Here is a 15,803-nt window from a genome sequence, read left to right as displayed (position 1 = left end):
CTCAGCCTGCCGGCCGTCCGACCACCGCGTCCACGCTGCCCGTGGTGATCGGGTGGTACAGCGGCCGCGCCTTGGCATAGATGCGGGTCGCCAGCGCCCGGCCCCAGTCGCCTTCGGCCCACATCGTCGTGAACAGCGGCAGGACGAACTTGCGCCGGCCCATCGACAGCAGGAACTGCTCCGCGCTGACCGCCGCCGGCTCGTACCGGTGCGCCAGACCGATCTGCAGCCAGGCGAAACGCACCTCGGCGTTGCCTTCCTCCGACAGGTCCAGCGCCTCGTCCAGCGCCGCCAGTTGGGCGGCGGTCAGCCAGTCGGCGCCGGCCTGCAGACCCTCGGGCCGCCACGCCAGGAAGCGCTGGCGCTGCTGCGTGTTCCAGCCGTCCCACAGGGCGCGCGGCGGCGGCGCCCCGTCGACGAAGGTCGCCTTGGCCGCCGCGTCGACCGGCACGAAGGCGTCCGACGTCGGCGCGATCGCGTTCGACGGCAGGCCGGGTTGATAGATCCAGGCGTCCATCATCAGCTGGGCCTCCAGCTGCTGGTCGCCCTTGATCAGATGCGCGCGGATGTCCTCCAGGAACATCTCGGTCGTCATCGGCACGAAGGCGTTGCGTTCGAAATAGCCCTTCAGCCAGGCGTCGAAGCGCTCGCGGCCGACCACCCGCTCGATGGTGCGCAGGAAGAAGGCGCCCTTCTCATAGGCGACGTCCGTCATTCCCTCGTCCGGATCGCGGCCCTCCAGTTCAAGCTTCAGACGGGTGTCCGCCGGCGGCAGGTCGGCGATGGTGGCCTCCAGGCTCTGCCAGCCCAGCACCTGCTCCATCATGGCGCGTTCGGGGCCGTAGACGGCCTCCATGATCCGGTTCTCGAAATAGACGGTGAAGCCCTCGTTCAGCCAGAAGTCGTCCCAGGTCGCGTTGGTCACCAGATTGCCGGACCAGCTGTGCGCCAGCTCGTGCGCCACCAACGCCACCAGCGACCTGTCGCCCGCGATGATGGTCGGCGTGGCGAAGGTCAGCCGCGGGTTCTCCATCCCGCCGAACGGGAAGGACGGCGGCAGCACCAGCAGGTCGTAGCGGCCCCAGCGATAGGGGCCGTACAGCGCCTCGGCCACGTCCACCATCTCGGCGGTCGGGGCCAGCTCGTCATGGGCGGCGTGCAGGCGCGACGGCTCGGTCCAGACCCCGGTGCGCTCGTCGATGGCCTCGAAGGCGACGTCGCCGACGCCGAGCGCGATCAGATACGGCGGCACCGGGTTGGTCATGCGGAAGCGGTAGGCCGTGCGGCCGTCTCCGGCCGGTTCGCCGTCCGGCGTCAGCATCTCGGCGCTCATGACCGCCTTCAGCTCCGACGGCACGACGATGCGGGCCGACCAGGTCTGGCGGATGCCCGGGCTGTCCTGCGTCGGGATCCAGGTCCGGGTCAGGATCGCCTGCCCCTGACTGAACAAATACGGCTTCTGCCCGCCCGCCGTCTGCTGCGGCGTCAGCCATTGAAGGGCCGCCGCTTCGGGCCGGGTCGCGTAGGAAATGACCACCTTGCGGGTCTCGCCGGCGGCCAGCGGCGGCATGTCGACCGTCAAGGCGCTGCCGACGAACTCCTGCGCCGGGCCGATCCCGAAGGCCAGGTCGGCGCCCTGCGCGTCGCGCACCGCCCGCACGTCCAGGTCGCGCACGTCCAGGATCAGCTCGGTCGCGCCCGCCTGACCGACCACGTCCAGCGTCGCCGTTCCCGACAGCGACTTCGCGGCGAAGTCGGCGCTCAGGTCCAGATCGACGTGCGTCACGTGGGCGATCTCGGGCCGGGCGTACGAGTGGACGTCGCGCACCCACTGCACCGGCCGCGCGGGCTGCGTCGCCGGGGGGACCTCCGGCGTCGCGCCCGGCGTCATCGACGACAGCTGGGCGCAACCGGACACGGCGACGGCGCAGGCGCCGGCGAGCAGCAGGGATCGGACGGGCATGGGCGGAACTCCACGGGCATTGGGGCGCGGATCACGCCCCGCCACCGTCCGAAGGTCAAGACTCGGCCGTCCGCACGCTCGCGTGATGGGCCTGGAACAGCCGCCCGCGCTCGGCCCAGAACACGCAGGCCAGCGCCACCGCGCCGCACGTCGCGACGCCCAGGATCATCGGCGTCGCCGTGCCGGCGAACTGCTGGCCGATCAGGAAGCCGGCGATGGAGCCGAAGGTGGTCGAGATGAAGCCCTGCGCCGAGCTGGCCGTGCCGGCGATGTGGCCCATCTTCTCCATCGCCATGGCCCCGAAATTCCCCGCCACGAAGCCGAAGCAGAACATCGTCAGCCCTTGCAGCACGCCGAAGATCCAGATCGTTTCGTGCCCCGCCATCGAGATCAGGGCGTGGACCGCCGCCACCGTCGTGAACCCGATCAGGGCCCAGTGCGACAGCATCCGGCTCCCGAACCGCTCCACGAAGGTGGCGTTCAGCAGGCTGGCCGCCGCGATGCCCGAGGCGATGGCCGCGAACACCAGCGGAAACGCCGCCTCCGCGTCGAAGACGTGGGCGAACACCTGCTGCGACGAATTCAGGAAGCCGAACAGCGCCCCCGTGATCGCCGTCATGGCGAGGGTGTAGCCGACGGACTGCCGCTCGGTCAGCGCTTCGCGGAAGGCGCCGGCGATGCGCCCGACGCGGATCGGCAGCCGGTCCTCCGGCTTCAGCGTCTCCGGCAGCCGGATCGCCGCCCACAGCATCACCGCCGCGCCCGAGATCGCCAGCACGCCGAAGATCCACGGCCAGGGCGCCACCGTCAGGATCGCCGCCCCGACGCTGGGCGCGATGATCGGCACGCCCAGGAAGACGAGGAAGCTCAGGCTCATCACCCGCGCCATGGTCCGCCCCTCATAGCGGTCGCGCACGATCGACACCGCCAGCACCCGCAGCGACGCCGCGCCCAGCCCGCAGCCCAGCCGCGCGACGATCAGCATCTCGAACGTCTGCGCGAAGGCCGCCATCGCCGCGAAGGCGACGTACAGCCCCACCCCCAGCATCAGGATCGGCTTGCGCCCGTACCGGTCGGCCAGCGGCCCATAGACGATCTGCGCCACGCCGAAGCCCAGCAGATAGGCGGTGATGATCCACTGCCGGTCGTTCTCGCGCGCCACGCCCAGCGCCTCGCCGATGGCGGGCAGGGCCGGCAGCATGGCGTCGATCGCCAGCGCGTTCAGCGCCATCAGGAAGGCGACCAGCGCCACGAACTCGGGAAAGCCCGGCCCCTGCTTCGCAGGCGGGGAGGCGGAGGAGGCGTCGACGGTCATCCGGGCCAGATGCGGCCGCCCGTCGCGGTCCGCAACCTCCGGCGCCTGCAAAAAAGTCCGCCGGAAACGCGACGTGACCCGCTTGCGGCCAAGGCCGCGCGCGGTCACCTTCGGACCATGTCCGCGTCCGTCACCATCTATCACAACCCCGCCTGCGGCACGTCCGGCCGCGCCCTCGCCCTGATCCGTCAGGCCGGCGTGGAGCCCCGGGTCGTCGAGTACCTCCGGACCGGCTGGACCCGCCCGCAGCTGCAGGGCCTCCTCTCCGACATGGGCCTGACCGCGCGCGACGTCCTGCGCGTCAGCAACAGCCCGGCCGAAGAGATGGGCCTGACCGACCCCGCCGTCCCCGACGACGCCCTCATCGACGCCATGGTCGCCCACCCGATCCTCGTCAACCGCCCCATCGTCGTCACCCCCGCCGGAACGATCCTCGCCCGGCCCGAGGACAAGGTCCTGCCCCTGCTGGGCGGTCTGTGACCGGTCTCCCGCCGGAAGAGCTCTGGCGCGACCGGCCGGTTCCTCCGCCCGACGCCTGGCCCGCCGCCCGCGTCTTCGACCGCTCGCCCCTGTGCCGTCAGGCCGACTTCGAGACCCCCTGGTTCGCCTGGTGGACCGCCGGCCTCGGCGAGCGCCTGCGCTATCACCGCAAGCTGTGGGAGTTCGTCTTCGTCGCCCAGGCCCTGCACGAGCGGGGCCTGTTGCGCATGGGCGCCCGCGGCCTCGGCTTCGGCGTCGGCCACGAGCCTCTGCCCGCGTACTTCGCCGCCCGCGGCTGCCGCGTCGTCGCCACCGATCTCGACCCGGACGAGGCCGCCCGCATCGGCTGGACCGACACCGCCCAGCACGCCGCCGACCTCGCCCCGCTCCAGCGCCCCGACCTGTGCCCGCCCGACGTCCTGATCGACCGCGTCGCCTTCCGGGCCGCCGACATGAACGCCGTTCCGTCCGACCTGACCGGCTTCGACTTCTGCTGGTCCGCCTGCGCGCTGGAGCACCTCGGCTCCATCGCCGCCGGCCTCGACTTCATCGAGGCCTCGCTGAACGCCCTGCGCCCCGGCGGCGTCGCCGTGCACACCACCGAGTTCAACCTGACCTCCGACGAGGACACCGTCGACCATCAGGGCACGGTCCTGTTCCGCGCCCGCGACCTGCGCGCGCTCGCCGATCGCCTGACCGCCGCCGGCCACCGCGTCGCCCCGCTGGACCTGACCCCCGGCGACGCCCCGCTGGACCGCTTCCTCGACCTGCCCCCGTACCGCGCCGAGCCCCATCTGAAGCTGGCGCTGGAGGGCTACGAGACGACTTCCGTCGGCATCATCGTCACCCGGGCGTCCTGATCGGCTGGAGGCGGCTCGCCGCGCCGGCCGTCCGAACCCGTGAACAGGGCGCCCAAAAGCGCCAGAGCGCCCGCGGTCAGCGCGGCGCGATCAGCTCCAGCCCCGCGCCGTCCGCCTCGCCCGGCCGCCGCGTCACCACGTCCAGCCGCGCGTCCAGCTCCACCTCCTTCAGCGCCGCGTCCAGCAGCGCCGGCAGGGCCCCCGCGTCCTCCGGCGCCATCCGCACGTCCAGCAGGAAGCCCGGCAGGTCCGAATCCGCCCACCGCGCCAGCGCCAGCCACGCCCCCTTCACCTGCGGCGCGGCGCCCAGCGCCCGCGTCGCGCCCTCGACCAGCCCCTTCGGCGTCTCCTTCGGCACGGCCACGGCCACCGGCGCGCGCAGCCCCTCGGCCGGCGCCGTCATCCCCAGCAGCGTCCCGATCGCGGCCGAGCTCCACTTCACCCCGTGGCCGTGCCCGGGGTTCAGCACCGCGTCGCGCCCCATGACCGAGGTCAGCAGGTCCCGGCCCGGAAAGCTCACCGGCGTGGCGTCAGGCAGGGTCGCCGCCGCCCGCTCGCGCGCGGTGAACAGGGCCGTGGCCATCGACCCGTCCTGCGCCCGGCCGACCACCAGCGTCAGCGGATCGCCCTTCGGGTCCGCCCCCGCCGGCACGGCCGCCCACAGCTCGTGCTCCGGCACGGCCGCCTCGAACGCCTTGCGCTCGTCCGCCCCGCCCCCCGTCGCCGCCACCAGCAGGCGTTCCAGCTCGTTCAGCGGCGTGAAGTCGGCGGCGGTCATGGGCAGGGCTCCGGAGGTTCAGCCGCCCGTCCTAGCCCGTCCCCGTCTCCGGAGGAACCGACCAGTACCCGTTCTCCCTCAGCCACCGCTCCGCGTGGGCCCTCTGCTCGGCCTCCGCCTCTCCATAGCCCTCGCGGGTCAGCTGCGCCGGTTTGCCGCCCGTGAAATTCATCCACATGCCGAACGCCACCGCCACGCCGGATTCGTGCTGTTCCTGCACCTTCCGCATGCGCCAGAATTCGTCCTTGACCGGGTGCGGCGGGTCGCCGGGATTTCTCCACATCAGCTCTCCGGCATACTCCGAATCCAGCAGCGCCCGCCCCACGTCCTCCAGCGTATAGGTCGCCTCCGGCGGCACCGGCCCCGCGCCGCCGCCACCGCCCGGCCCGCTTTCCAGCCGCGACAGCGACGCCGCCAGCCGCGCCAGATCGGCCGCCTCGTCCAGCCGCCCGGCCGCCATGGCGTGCTCCACCCCCAACAGGGCCCGCCGCTTCAGCGCCGCGGGATCGCCCCCGGACTGTTCCCCGGGCAGGGGACTGGGCGACAGGGCCTCCGGCGGCCGCGGCTCGACCCGGTCGGTCTTGGTCCACCCCTGCTTCCACGCGCGGCGCCAGATGGCCCACTCGGTCACGTCATAGCGACGCGCCAGCTGCTTGGCCGAGGCCCCCGCCAGATAGCTCTCGCGGATCAGGGCCCAGGTCTCGGGCCCCCGGATCTTGTAGGGGCGTCGCTCCTTCATCCGCTTCGGATCGGTGCGGGCCAGAGGGCGCGCGTCGGGGGTCGGGGTTTCGGTCGGTTCGGTGTGCTCGGTCATGAGACCAAGCCTGACCCCGTCCGCGACCATGGTCGGCCGATTCCTGAAAGCTCAAGGAAATCAGAGGCGGCGCCGAAAATGAAGGGTGTCCAGCCGTCGCATGTCGCGGGTCAAAGCGGTGTCCACGGGAATGTCCAAGGAAGTGCAGTCAACACCCGTCCGCACTTCGACGCCGAAGCGCTCAGGTCCTCAGTGTCCGAAGCTCGGCGACGAAGCTCTCCAGCGTCACCAATTCCGGCTGCACGGAGTTGGGATACTTCGACAGCAGGGGAGCCGGGACCACCAGCTTCACGTTCGCGGTCCGCATCTCGGCGTACTGGGTTTCCGAAACGCCCTCCTGCAGCGTCAGCAGATGTTTGGTGCCGATCCGATCCGCCTCGTTCAAAATTTGGCGCCACCGATCCCTAGCGGTCGTCTTCGCAGCCAACATCCTCAGCCGGCCTGGGGGGTAGGCGGGGTCCTCGTATGCCGCTTTCGAGGGAAAGACGAAGTCTGGGCGCTTACCCCCTTCGACCGCGGCGCCATGGCTGAAGTCGACGCCTTCGATCAGGCCCTGCTCGACGAAGATTTCTCTCGTCTGAAGTTCAAGCGAGCGGCCGGACCGGGACTTCCGACGCTGCAGGATGGTTTGAGACAGCGCCAAGAACTGGTTCAGATCGCTGAAGCCCGCCACCACCCTGGGCCCTTCCAGCGCCTGCTCCACCGCTTTGAAGATCTCGAACTCGCACTCGCGACGGCGGATCAGCCGGACGTCCGCAGACTCGCTCTGAAGCGGTCTCAGCTCCACGGCCTTTCGAACGATCTCCGACGCGGACGGAAACGCTCCCAACCACGCTGGCGGCATTTGTGGCGGCTTAAGCTGACAGGACGCGACCGTTCCTGCGCCGAACAGATTGATCGGGTCTCCAGGACGCCAGATCAGATGGGTTCCGGGATCAATGGGGCCGAGAACGTCTTCGAGAACTTCGTCTTCGTAACCGTTCTCGTCGGTGACCCAGACGTGAAGCGCCTTGGTTTCGCCTGAAGCGCCGCCCTCGAACACGAAGACGGCCAAGGCGCCGGTGCTTTTCGGATCGAGCATTGCCGAGCCCAACCCGCCCCAGCCCGTCACCCGCGTTTCGTTTCGGGTCTTCCCGAAAAGCTGACCGTTGTACCAGATGGCGCTCACGGTCCGGACGTCGGCATGAGAGTCTACGAAGGCATCCAGCGCGACTCGCGGGTTCTCCTCCGCGTTCTTGTTCAAGCCGGGCAAAACGCTGAAAAGAAGGGTCTTGGGGATGTACGGCCCGGCCTGATGCCCCCTCGTCTGCTGCGTGTCGTTCGCCGAAAGCCTCTTGGCGAACCAGATGTTCTCCGGTTGCGCATAATGCGCGATCCAGTCAGGCAGGCTCGTCACTGGCATCGTCGCGCCCCCGCACCGTCAGCTCCGGCGAGTCCGTCGGCAGCCATGCCGACAGCGTGTCGATGGCCTCGTCGAAATTCAACCGGGTCCGGCCTTTCAACGCGCATTCCCAAACTGTGGCGACCCGCCAGCCATCGATCCGCAGGCGCTCATGCGCGGTGGCGTCCACTTGCTGATTTCGAGCGATCTTGCCGAGCCAGAAGTCCGTCCTCGTGGTCGGCTTCTTAAACAGATGGCACTCGTGCCCGTGCCAGAAGCAGCCGTGCACGAAGATCACGGCCCGGTATTTCGGAAGGCATATGTCCGGCTTGCCCGGCAAGTCGCAGTGCAGCCGATAACGAAAGCCGCGCGCATGCAGCGCCTTGCGGATCATCAGTTCCGGCTTGGTGTTCTTGCCCCGGATGCCGGACATCATCCGGCTGCGCGTGGCCGAGTCTACGACGTCAGCCAAGCCCGGCCTTCGGCCGCTTCTCCAGCGCCGCGAACAGGTGCGGCTTCATGTGCTCGGCGACGGCTTTCACGGCCGGCACCACAACAGAATTCCCGAACTGGCGATAGGCCTGGGTGTCCGAGACCGGAATGACGAACTCGGCGCCGCGCGGCGTGTCGAATCCCATCAGGCGGGCGCATTCCCGCGGCGTCAGGCGGCGCGGCGGTTTGCCGTCCTCCTGTTTCACCAGGATCTCCGACCCGTCCTTGTAATAGCGGGCCGACAGGGTGCGGGCCACGTCGTCCGGCCCGACCAGACCGAAGCCGAAGCCGTTGCCGGCGGCCTGGTGCTTCTCCTTGTACCGCTGGAGATAGTTCCAGAGGTGGTCCGTCAGCGTGTACTTGTCCGCCACGCGGCCGGAGTTTCCGACGGTGTATTTCTGATCCGGGATTTCGGACTCGTCGCCTTCGCGGTGCAGGATCTCGACCAGCCTCGGCGCGGCCTGCGGCATCGTCATCGCATCGAAGCGGAAGCCCTGATCCTCGCGGAAGCCGACGATGAAGATCCGCTCGCGGTGCTGGGGCGTCCAGTGTCGTCCATCGATGATGCGGAAGTCGATGGTGTAGCCCAGCTCCTCCGTCAGCACGTCCTTGATGGTCTGGAAGGTGCGCCCCTTGTCGTGGCTGACCAGGTTACGAACGTTCTCCAGCAAGAAGGCCGCCGGCCGATGATGCGCGATGATCCGCGCAACGTCGAAGAACAGCGTCCCCTGCGTCGCGTCGGCGAAGCCGTGCGCCCGGCCCAAGGCGTTCTTCTTGGATACCCCGGCGATGGAGAACGGCTGGCACGGGAAGCCCGCCAGCAGCACGTCGTGCGCCGGAATGTCCGTCACCGCCACCTTGGTGATGTCGCCGTTGATCTCGTGATCGTCGTCCCGAAAATTCGCGCGATACGTCTGCTGGCTGTACTTGTCCCACTCCGACGTGAAGACGCACTTGCCTCCAATCGCCTCGAACCCGCGGCGCAGCCCGCCGATCCCGGCGAACAGGTCGATGAAGGTGAAGTCGGCTTGGGCCGGCGCTCCGCCCTCGACCACGCGCAACTTCGGCTGTGGGGAAATGACGTCCGCGGCGTCGGGAGCGTCGATGTAGCCCGCCGCCACGGCAAGGTCCGCCACGGCCTTCCCCGCCTGCTTCACCATCTGCGCGTACTCCGACACGGCCGAATCCCGTGCTGCTTCAGCCTGACAGGTTGTGGCGATTCAGCCAGGAGAACAAGCAGGGAACAATCAGGACTGGCCGCCCCTCAATCCTCGTCCATCTTCAGCGCTGCGATGAACGCTTCCTGCGGGATCTCGACCTTGCCGAACTGGCGCATGCGCTTCTTGCCGGCCTTCTGCTTCTCCAGCAGCTTCTTCTTCCGCGTGGCGTCGCCGCCGTAGCACTTGGACGTGACGTCCTTGCGCAGGGCGCGGACGGTCTCGCGGGCGATGATCTTGCCGCCGATCGCCGCCTGGATCGGGATCTGGAACATGTGCGGCGGGATCAGCTCCTTCATCTTCTCGACCATGCCGCGGCCGCGGGTCTCGGCCCGGCCGCGGTGGACCAGCATGCTCAGCGCGTCGACCGGCTCGCCGTTGACCAGAATGCTCATCTTCACCAGGTCGCCGGGTTTGTAGTCCGTCAGCTCGTAGTCGAAGCTGGCGTAGCCCTTCGAGATGGACTTCAGCCGGTCGTAGAAGTCGAACACCACCTCGTTCAGCGGCAGCTCATAGACCACCAGGGCGCGCGTGCCGACGTAGCTGAGCTCCTTCTGCTCGCCGCGGCGGTCCTGACACAGCTTGATGACCCCGCCCAGATACTCGTCGGGGGTCAGGATGGTGGCCTTGATCCACGGTTCGTGGATCTCGAGGATCTGCATCACGTCGGGCAGGTCGGCCGGGTTGTGCAGGTCGATGGTCGTGCCGTCGCGCTGCTTGATCTTGTAGACGACCGACGGGGCGGTCGCGATCAGGTCGAGGTTGAACTCGCGGCTCAGGCGCTCCTGGATGATCTCCAGATGCAGCAGGCCCAGGAAGCCGCAGCGGAAGCCGAAGCCCAGGGCGGCGCTGGATTCCATCTCATAGGTGAAGCTGGCGTCGTTCAGCCGCAGGCGGGCGATGGCGGCGCGCAGGTCCTCGAAGTCGGCGGCGTCGACCGGGAACAGGCCGCAGAAGACCACCGACTGGACCTCCTTGAAGCCCTTCAGCGGTTCGGCCGTCGGCTTCTTCTCGTCGGTGATGGTGTCGCCGACGGCGGCGTGGGCGACCTCCTTGATCTGGGCGGTGATGAAGCCGACCTCGCCGGCCGACAGGCTGTCGACCGGGGTGTTCTTGGGCAGGAAGACGCCGACGCGATCGACCAGATGGGTCGTGCCGTTCTGCATGAATTTGACCCGCTGACCGGCGCGCAGGACGCCGTCGAAGACGCGCACCAGCAGGACCACGCCCAGGTAGGGGTCGTACCAGGCGTCGACCAGCATGGCCTTCAGCGGCGCCTCCGGGTCGCCCCTGGGCGCCGGCAGGCGGGTGACGATGGCCTCCAGCACCTCCTCGATGCCGATCCCGGACTTGGCGCTGCACATCACGGCGTCGCTGGCGTCGATGCCGATGACCTCCTCGATCTGGGCGCGCACGCGCTCCGGCTCGGCCGCCGGGAGGTCGATCTTGTTCAGGACCGGCACGATCTCGTGGTCGTTCTCGATGGCCTGATAGACGTTGGCCAGCGTCTGCGCCTCAACGCCCTGACTGGCGTCCACCACCAGCAGGCTGCCCTCGCACGCCGCCAGGCTGCGGCTGACCTCGTAGGCGAAGTCCACGTGCCCCGGCGTGTCCATCAGATTCAAAACGTAATCGAGCCCGTCCTTCGCCCGATAGTTCAGACGCACCGTCTGCGCCTTGATCGTGATCCCCCGCTCTTGCTCTATCTCCATAGAATCAAGAACCTGGCTCGTCATCTCGCGCGCGGTCAGCCCGCCCGTCGTCTGGATCAGGCGGTCGGAGAGCGTCGACTTCCCGTGGTCGATGTGGGCGACCACGGAGAAGTTGCGGATGCGGTCTATGGGCGTCTTGGGGCTCGTCATTGCCGGGCGCGGTTAGCATGTGCGTCGGCCGGACGCCACGTCGCGCCGCCGGACGCGTCATGCGCTGCAACATTACTTTAGCGTAACGGCGTCGCGTCCCCCTTGGGGGATGGGCGGGAAACCTGTATGGAACCGCTTGTCAACGACGGTGGACCTCCCCGCCCACCGTCCTCCCAGAACTTGAGGTGTCTCGTGAAGATTGCGCGTCGATTGGGCGTCGTGGCCGTCGGGCTTGCGATGCTGGGCGTTCTGGCCGCGTGCGGCGGTCACGGCGACGAGGGCGCGGCCAAGGCCGACGAGACCCGGGGCCGGCAGACGGTCACGGCCGCGACCGTGCGGCTGGTCAACCTGCCGCGCGTCCTGACGGCGTCAGGCAGCGTGTCGGCGTGGGAGGAGGTGCCTGTGGGCGCCGAGACCGGCGGCCTGGTGGCCACGGCCGTCTACGTCGACGAGGGCGCCTACGTCCGCCAGGGCCAGCCGCTGGTTCAGTTGAACGACAGCGTCCTGCGCGCCCAGGTCCGCCAGCAGGAGGCCCAGGTCGCCACCGCCCGCGCCAATCTGGCCCGTGACGAGGCCGCCCTCGCCCGGGCGCAGGAGCTGAAGGAGCGGGGCTACCTCTCGCAGGCCTCGCTGGACACGGCGACGGCCAACCAGCGCGCCGCCGCCGCCGCCCTGCAGTCCGCCGAGGCGTCGCTTTCGGAATCCCGCACGCGCCTGTCGCAGACCGTCATCCGCGCGCCCGTCTCGGGCCGAATCATCAGCCGCAGCGTCACCCGCGGCCAGATCGTCCAGGCCGGAACGGAGCTGTTCCGCATGGTGCGCGACGGCCGTCTGGAGCTGGACGCCCAGGTGCCGGAGGCCGACCTGCCGCTGGTCCGCGCCGGCCAGACGGCCAGCATCGTCTCGGAAGAGGCGGGCGCCGTGGTGGGCACCGTCCGCATCGTGACGCCCGAAGTCGATCCGCAGACGCGCCTCGGCGTCGCGCGCGTGGCCCTGCCGGGGAGCGCCGCGCTGCGACCCGGCATGTTCGCCCGCGCCGAGATCAACGTCGGCGCCCAGCCGGCCTTCGTGGTGCCGTCCAGCTCGATCGTCTACCGGGAAGGCAAGGCGGGGGTTTATGTGATCGGGGCCAACAACGCCGTCGCCTTCCGAGCGGTCACCACCGGAGCCCGTCAGGGCGAGGATCTGGCCGTCACCGGCCTGCGCGCCGGCGAGCGCGTGGTGGTGGCGGGGGCCGGCTTCCTCGGCGACGGAGACCAGGTGACCATCGGAACGGCCCGTCCGGCCGCGGCCGCCACTCCGGCCAAGAAGGCCGCCAACTGATGAATTTCAACAACATCTCTTCCTGGTCGATCCGGAATCCCATCCCGATCGTCCTGATGTTCGTGGTCCTGACGATCGCGGGTATAGGCAGCTACTTCAACCTGCGGACCAACAACTTCCCTGACGTCGACCTGCCGGTCGTGGCCGTCACCATCGTCCAGGCCGGCGCCTCGCCGACCGAGATGGAGACCCAGGTCACAAGGATGATCGAGGACTCGGTCGCCGGCCTCGGCCAGGTGCGCCACATCACCTCGGTGGTGAACGAAGGCGTCTCGACCACGTCGATCGAGTTCCAGCTGGGCGTCGATCTGGAGAAGGTCACCAACGACGTCCGCAACGCCGTAAGCCGCATCCGCCAACAACTGCCGGCGGACGTGCAGGAGCCGATCGTCCAGCGCATCGAGTTCACCGCGATCCCCTTCGCCAACTTCGTGGTCCGGGCGCCGGGCATGAGTCCGGAGGAACTGAGCTGGTTCGTCGACGACACCGTGTCCAAGCGCCTGCTGGCCATCCGCGGCATCAGCCAGGTCAGCCGGGACGGCGGCGTGAGCCGTGAGATCCGGATCAAGCTGGACCCGGCCCGTCTCGAGGCCTTCGGCGTGACCGCTTCGGCGGTGTCGAACCAGCTGCGCGCCCAGAACATCAACCTGCCGGGCGGGCGCGGCGAGGTCGGCGGCACGGAGCAGGCGATCCGCACGGTGGGCTCGGCCCAGTCGGTCGAGCAGTTGCGAGAGACCCTGATCCCGGTGGCCGGCCGCACCGTGCGGCTGGGCGACCTGGGCGAGGTCACGGACGAGTGGTCCGAGCAACGCGGCCGCGCCCGTTTCAACGGCCAGGAGGTCGTGGGCTTCGGCGTCTCGCGCGCCATCGGCTCGTCCGAGGTGGACGTCTATGAGCGGGCCAAGGCCGAGCTGGAGAAGCTGGACGCCGAACGGGACGACATCACCGTCGAGGAGGTGGCCAACACCACCCAGGACGTCATCAACAACTTCCACGCCTCGGTCGAGACCCTGCTGCTGGGAGCCCTGCTGGCGGTCGCGGTCGTGTTCATCTTCCTGCGCGACTGGCGGGCGACGATCATCTGCGCCTGCGCCATCCCCCTGTCCCTGATCCCGACCTTCTGGATCATGGACCTGACCAACCAGTCGCTGAACGTGGTGACGCTGCTGGCCATCTCCCTGACCATCGGGGTTCTGGTCGACGACGCGATCGTGGAGATCGAGAACATCGTCCGGCACATCCGCGACGGGAAGGCGCCCTATCCCGCGGCCATAGAGGCGGCGGACGAGATCGGCCTGGCCGTGGTCGCCACGACGGCCACCCTGATCGCCGTCTTCGCCCCGACCGGCTTCATGCCGGGCGTCGTCGGCCAGTTCTTCAAGAGCTTCGCCATCGCGGCCTGCGTCAGCGTCTTCTTCTCGCTGGTCGTGGCGCGGACCCTGACCCCGCTGATGGGCGCCTATCTGCTGAAGCGCGACCAGGGCAAGGAGCATGGCGACCCGTTCTGGATGGGACCGTACCTGCGCGCCCTGCGCTGGACCCAGGGCACGTCGGCGTCGAAGGACCTGATCGAGGACCGCGCAGCCCGTCGCGGCGGCTGGATCCGGCGGAAGCTGCTGTGGCGCGTCTACGACCATCGCATCTGGGTTCTGGGCATGGGGACGGTGTTCTTCGTCTTCTCCATCTTCCTCGCCACGCGGATTCCGGGGGAGTTCATCCCGGTCGAGGACATCTCGCGCTCCACGGTGACGGTGCAAATGGCCCCCGGAACGACTCTGGAGGAGACGGACGAGGCGGTGGCGCGCATCACCGACGAACTGATGGAGCAGCCCGAGGTCCGCTCGGTCTATTCCTCGATCGGCTCGGCCACGGTCAGCTTCGGCCCGGGCGGCGGCGGCGGCGCGGGCGAGGTCCGCAAGGCCAACATGACGGTCAACCTCACCAAGCGGGCCGACCGGTCGCTGACCCAGCAGGAGTTCGAGCGCAAGATGGGCCCGATCCTGGCGCAGGTGCCGGGCGCACGCATCCAGTTCGGCGTGGCCGGCGGCGGCTCGGGCATGCTGACCATCGCCTTGGTCGGCGACGACGCCTCGGTTCTTGAGCCGGCCGCCGCGCGGGTGGAACGGGAGATGCGCGGCATCGACGGCATCTCCAACGTCATCTCCTCCTCGTCCCTGGTGCGGCCCGAGATCCTGATCACGCCCAAGGCGGACGTCGCGGCCCTGCAGGGGGTGTCCTCGGCGGACATCAGCCAGGTGGCGCGCGTGGCCACCCTGGGCGACGCCGACCAGCTGCTGCCCAAATTCAATCTGGGCGACCGTCAGGTGCCGATCCGCGTCATGCTGCGCGAGGACGCCCGTCAGGATCTGGGCGTTCTCCAGAATCTGAAGGTGCCGACCGCCTCGGGCGCCGTCGTGCCCCTGTCGGCCGTGGCGGACATCAGCTTCGGCGCCGGTCCGAACCAGATCGACCGTCTGGACCGCCGGCGCGTGGCCAACATCACGGCCGAACTGACGGACCTGACGCTCACCCAGGCGACGACCGCGATCGACGCCCTGCCCTCGATGCAGAACCTCCCCGACGGCGTGGCCAAGCAACCCTCGGGCGACGAGGAGAGCTTCCAGGAGCTGGGCATGGGCTTCATGTTCGCCATCGTGACCGGCATCCTTCTGATGTACGTCGTGCTGGTGCTGCTGTTCGGCAGCTTTTTCCACCCGATCACCATCCTGGCGGCGCTGCCGGTGTCGTTCGGCGGGGCCTTCTTCGCCCTGCTGATCACCGGCAAGTCGATGTCCATGCCCGCCCTGATCGGCATCATCATGCTGACCGGCATCGCGGCGAAGAACTCCATCCTTCTGGTGGATTACGCCATCATGGCGATGAAGGGCGGCATGACGCGCGACGAGGCCCTGATCGACGCCGCCCACAAGCGGGCGCGGCCGATCATCATGACCACCTTCGCCATGGGTCTGGGCATGCTGCCCATCGCCCTGGCCTTCGGCGAAGGCACGGCCTTCCGCAGCCCCATGGCAATCGCGGTGATCGGCGGCCTGATCACCTCGACGGCCCTGTCGCTGCTGTTCGTGCCGGTGGTGTTCTCGGTGATCGACGGACTGAAGGGCCGCATCACCCGCTACGGCGGCCGGCTGTTCCACGCGCAGCGCGAGGGCGAGCCGAAGGAGCGCCCGGCGGAGTGATCGCCGCGCCTCTGCAGGACTGAGGGCCGCCTCCCGTCGGGACGCGGCCCTTTTCCCTGGGGTGGGCGCGGCCGGTGGTGCGTTCCCCTGCCCTTCAGGCCGACGCGCGGGTCGTCCGCAT

12 protein-coding genes are annotated in these 15,803 nt (G+C 69.1%); 4 read left to right on the top strand and 8 right to left on the bottom strand.

The features are described 5' to 3' along the window. Position 1: 1 nt before the first annotated feature. Complete coding sequence (locus EFJ44_RS05260; RefSeq protein WP_125256163.1) at positions 2-1,963, bottom strand: M1 family metallopeptidase; 1,962 nt, start codon at positions 1,961-1,963, stop codon at positions 2-4. A 55-nt stretch (positions 1,964-2,018) separates the two neighbouring features. Then, complete coding sequence (locus EFJ44_RS05255) at positions 2,019-3,278, bottom strand: multidrug effflux MFS transporter (protein ID WP_125256162.1); 1,260 nt, start codon at positions 3,276-3,278, stop codon at positions 2,019-2,021. Between the two features lie 117 nt (positions 3,279-3,395). On the opposite strand from EFJ44_RS05255, the gene arsC reads away from it, so the two are divergent. Both arsC and EFJ44_RS05245 read left to right on the top strand, forming a co-directional pair. Continuing rightward, complete coding sequence (gene arsC / locus EFJ44_RS05250) at positions 3,396-3,758, top strand: arsenate reductase (glutaredoxin) (protein WP_125256161.1); 363 nt, start codon at positions 3,396-3,398, stop codon at positions 3,756-3,758. After that, the gene (locus EFJ44_RS05245; RefSeq protein WP_125256160.1) at positions 3,755-4,618 is read left to right on the top strand and encodes a class I SAM-dependent methyltransferase; all 864 of its coding nucleotides are present in this window, start codon (positions 3,755-3,757) and stop codon (positions 4,616-4,618) included. The genes arsC and EFJ44_RS05245 overlap by 4 nt, the downstream gene beginning before the upstream one ends. A 76-nt stretch (positions 4,619-4,694) precedes the next feature. On the opposite strand, the gene EFJ44_RS05240 is transcribed toward EFJ44_RS05245, so the two are convergent. From EFJ44_RS05240 to lepA, 6 genes are all read right to left on the bottom strand, one after another. Beyond that, entirely contained in the window at positions 4,695-5,396 is a 702-nt protein-coding gene (locus EFJ44_RS05240) for an SseB family protein (protein WP_125256159.1), read from the bottom strand. A 31-nt stretch (positions 5,397-5,427) separates the two neighbouring features. After that, positions 5,428-6,210, bottom strand: coding sequence for a hypothetical protein (locus EFJ44_RS05235; RefSeq protein WP_125256158.1), 783 nt, complete (start codon positions 6,208-6,210; stop codon positions 5,428-5,430). Between the two features lie 181 nt (positions 6,211-6,391). Further along, the gene (locus tag EFJ44_RS05230; RefSeq protein ID WP_125256157.1) at positions 6,392-7,612 is read right to left on the bottom strand and encodes a type II restriction endonuclease; all 1,221 of its coding nucleotides are present in this window, start codon (positions 7,610-7,612) and stop codon (positions 6,392-6,394) included. Next, positions 7,590-8,063: a very short patch repair endonuclease gene (locus EFJ44_RS05225; protein WP_125256156.1), complete on the bottom strand. Its 474-nt coding sequence runs from the start codon at positions 8,061-8,063 to the stop codon at positions 7,590-7,592. Before EFJ44_RS05225 ends, EFJ44_RS05230 begins: the two co-directional genes overlap by 23 nt. Beyond that, positions 8,056-9,261, bottom strand: a complete 1,206-nt coding sequence (gene dcm, locus EFJ44_RS05220) for a DNA (cytosine-5-)-methyltransferase (RefSeq protein ID WP_277596053.1) — start codon at positions 9,259-9,261, stop codon at positions 8,056-8,058. Before dcm ends, EFJ44_RS05225 begins: the two co-directional genes overlap by 8 nt. 86 nt (positions 9,262-9,347) lie before the next feature. Next, on the bottom strand, positions 9,348-11,162 hold the full coding sequence (lepA, locus tag EFJ44_RS05215; RefSeq protein WP_125256155.1) for a translation elongation factor 4: 1,815 nt from the start codon (positions 11,160-11,162) through the stop codon (positions 9,348-9,350). Between the two features lie 192 nt (positions 11,163-11,354). Between lepA and EFJ44_RS05210 the strand changes: the two genes are divergently transcribed. After that, the gene (locus EFJ44_RS05210) at positions 11,355-12,485 is read left to right on the top strand and encodes an efflux RND transporter periplasmic adaptor subunit (RefSeq protein WP_241209686.1); all 1,131 of its coding nucleotides are present in this window, start codon (positions 11,355-11,357) and stop codon (positions 12,483-12,485) included. Beyond that, a complete protein-coding gene (locus tag EFJ44_RS05205; protein WP_125256154.1) occupies positions 12,485-15,682 on the top strand; it encodes an efflux RND transporter permease subunit in 3,198 nt (1,065 codons plus the stop codon). Before EFJ44_RS05210 ends, EFJ44_RS05205 begins: the two co-directional genes overlap by 1 nt. Positions 15,683-15,803: the final 121 nt, after the last annotated feature.

The organism is Brevundimonas fluminis, from assembly GCF_003934285.1.
In the GTDB taxonomy this organism is placed as follows: domain Bacteria; phylum Pseudomonadota; class Alphaproteobacteria; order Caulobacterales; family Caulobacteraceae; genus Brevundimonas; species Brevundimonas fluminis.
The sequence above is the reverse complement of the archived record's forward strand: the minus strand, read 5'-3'. Positions and strand labels throughout refer to the sequence as shown.

What these genes read in the sequence shown, in the direction of transcription:
- EFJ44_RS05240 (WP_125256159.1), bottom strand. Translation starts at nt 5,396, where the DNA reads ATGACCGCCGCCGACTTCACGCCGCTGAACGAGCTGGAACGCCTGCTG.
- arsC (WP_125256161.1), top strand. Translation starts at nt 3,396, where the DNA reads ATGTCCGCGTCCGTCACCATCTATCACAACCCCGCCTGCGGCACGTCC.
- EFJ44_RS05205 (WP_125256154.1), top strand. Translation starts at nt 12,485, where the DNA reads ATGAATTTCAACAACATCTCTTCCTGGTCGATCCGGAATCCCATCCCG.
- EFJ44_RS05255 (WP_125256162.1), bottom strand. Translation starts at nt 3,278, where the DNA reads ATGACCGTCGACGCCTCCTCCGCCTCCCCGCCTGCGAAGCAGGGGCCG.
- EFJ44_RS05235 (WP_125256158.1), bottom strand. Translation starts at nt 6,210, where the DNA reads ATGACCGAGCACACCGAACCGACCGAAACCCCGACCCCCGACGCGCGC.
- lepA (WP_125256155.1), bottom strand. Translation starts at nt 11,162, where the DNA reads ATGACGAGCCCCAAGACGCCCATAGACCGCATCCGCAACTTCTCCGTG.
- EFJ44_RS05230 (WP_125256157.1), bottom strand. Translation starts at nt 7,612, where the DNA reads ATGCCAGTGACGAGCCTGCCTGACTGGATCGCGCATTATGCGCAACCG.
- EFJ44_RS05260 (WP_125256163.1), bottom strand. Translation starts at nt 1,963, where the DNA reads ATGCCCGTCCGATCCCTGCTGCTCGCCGGCGCCTGCGCCGTCGCCGTG.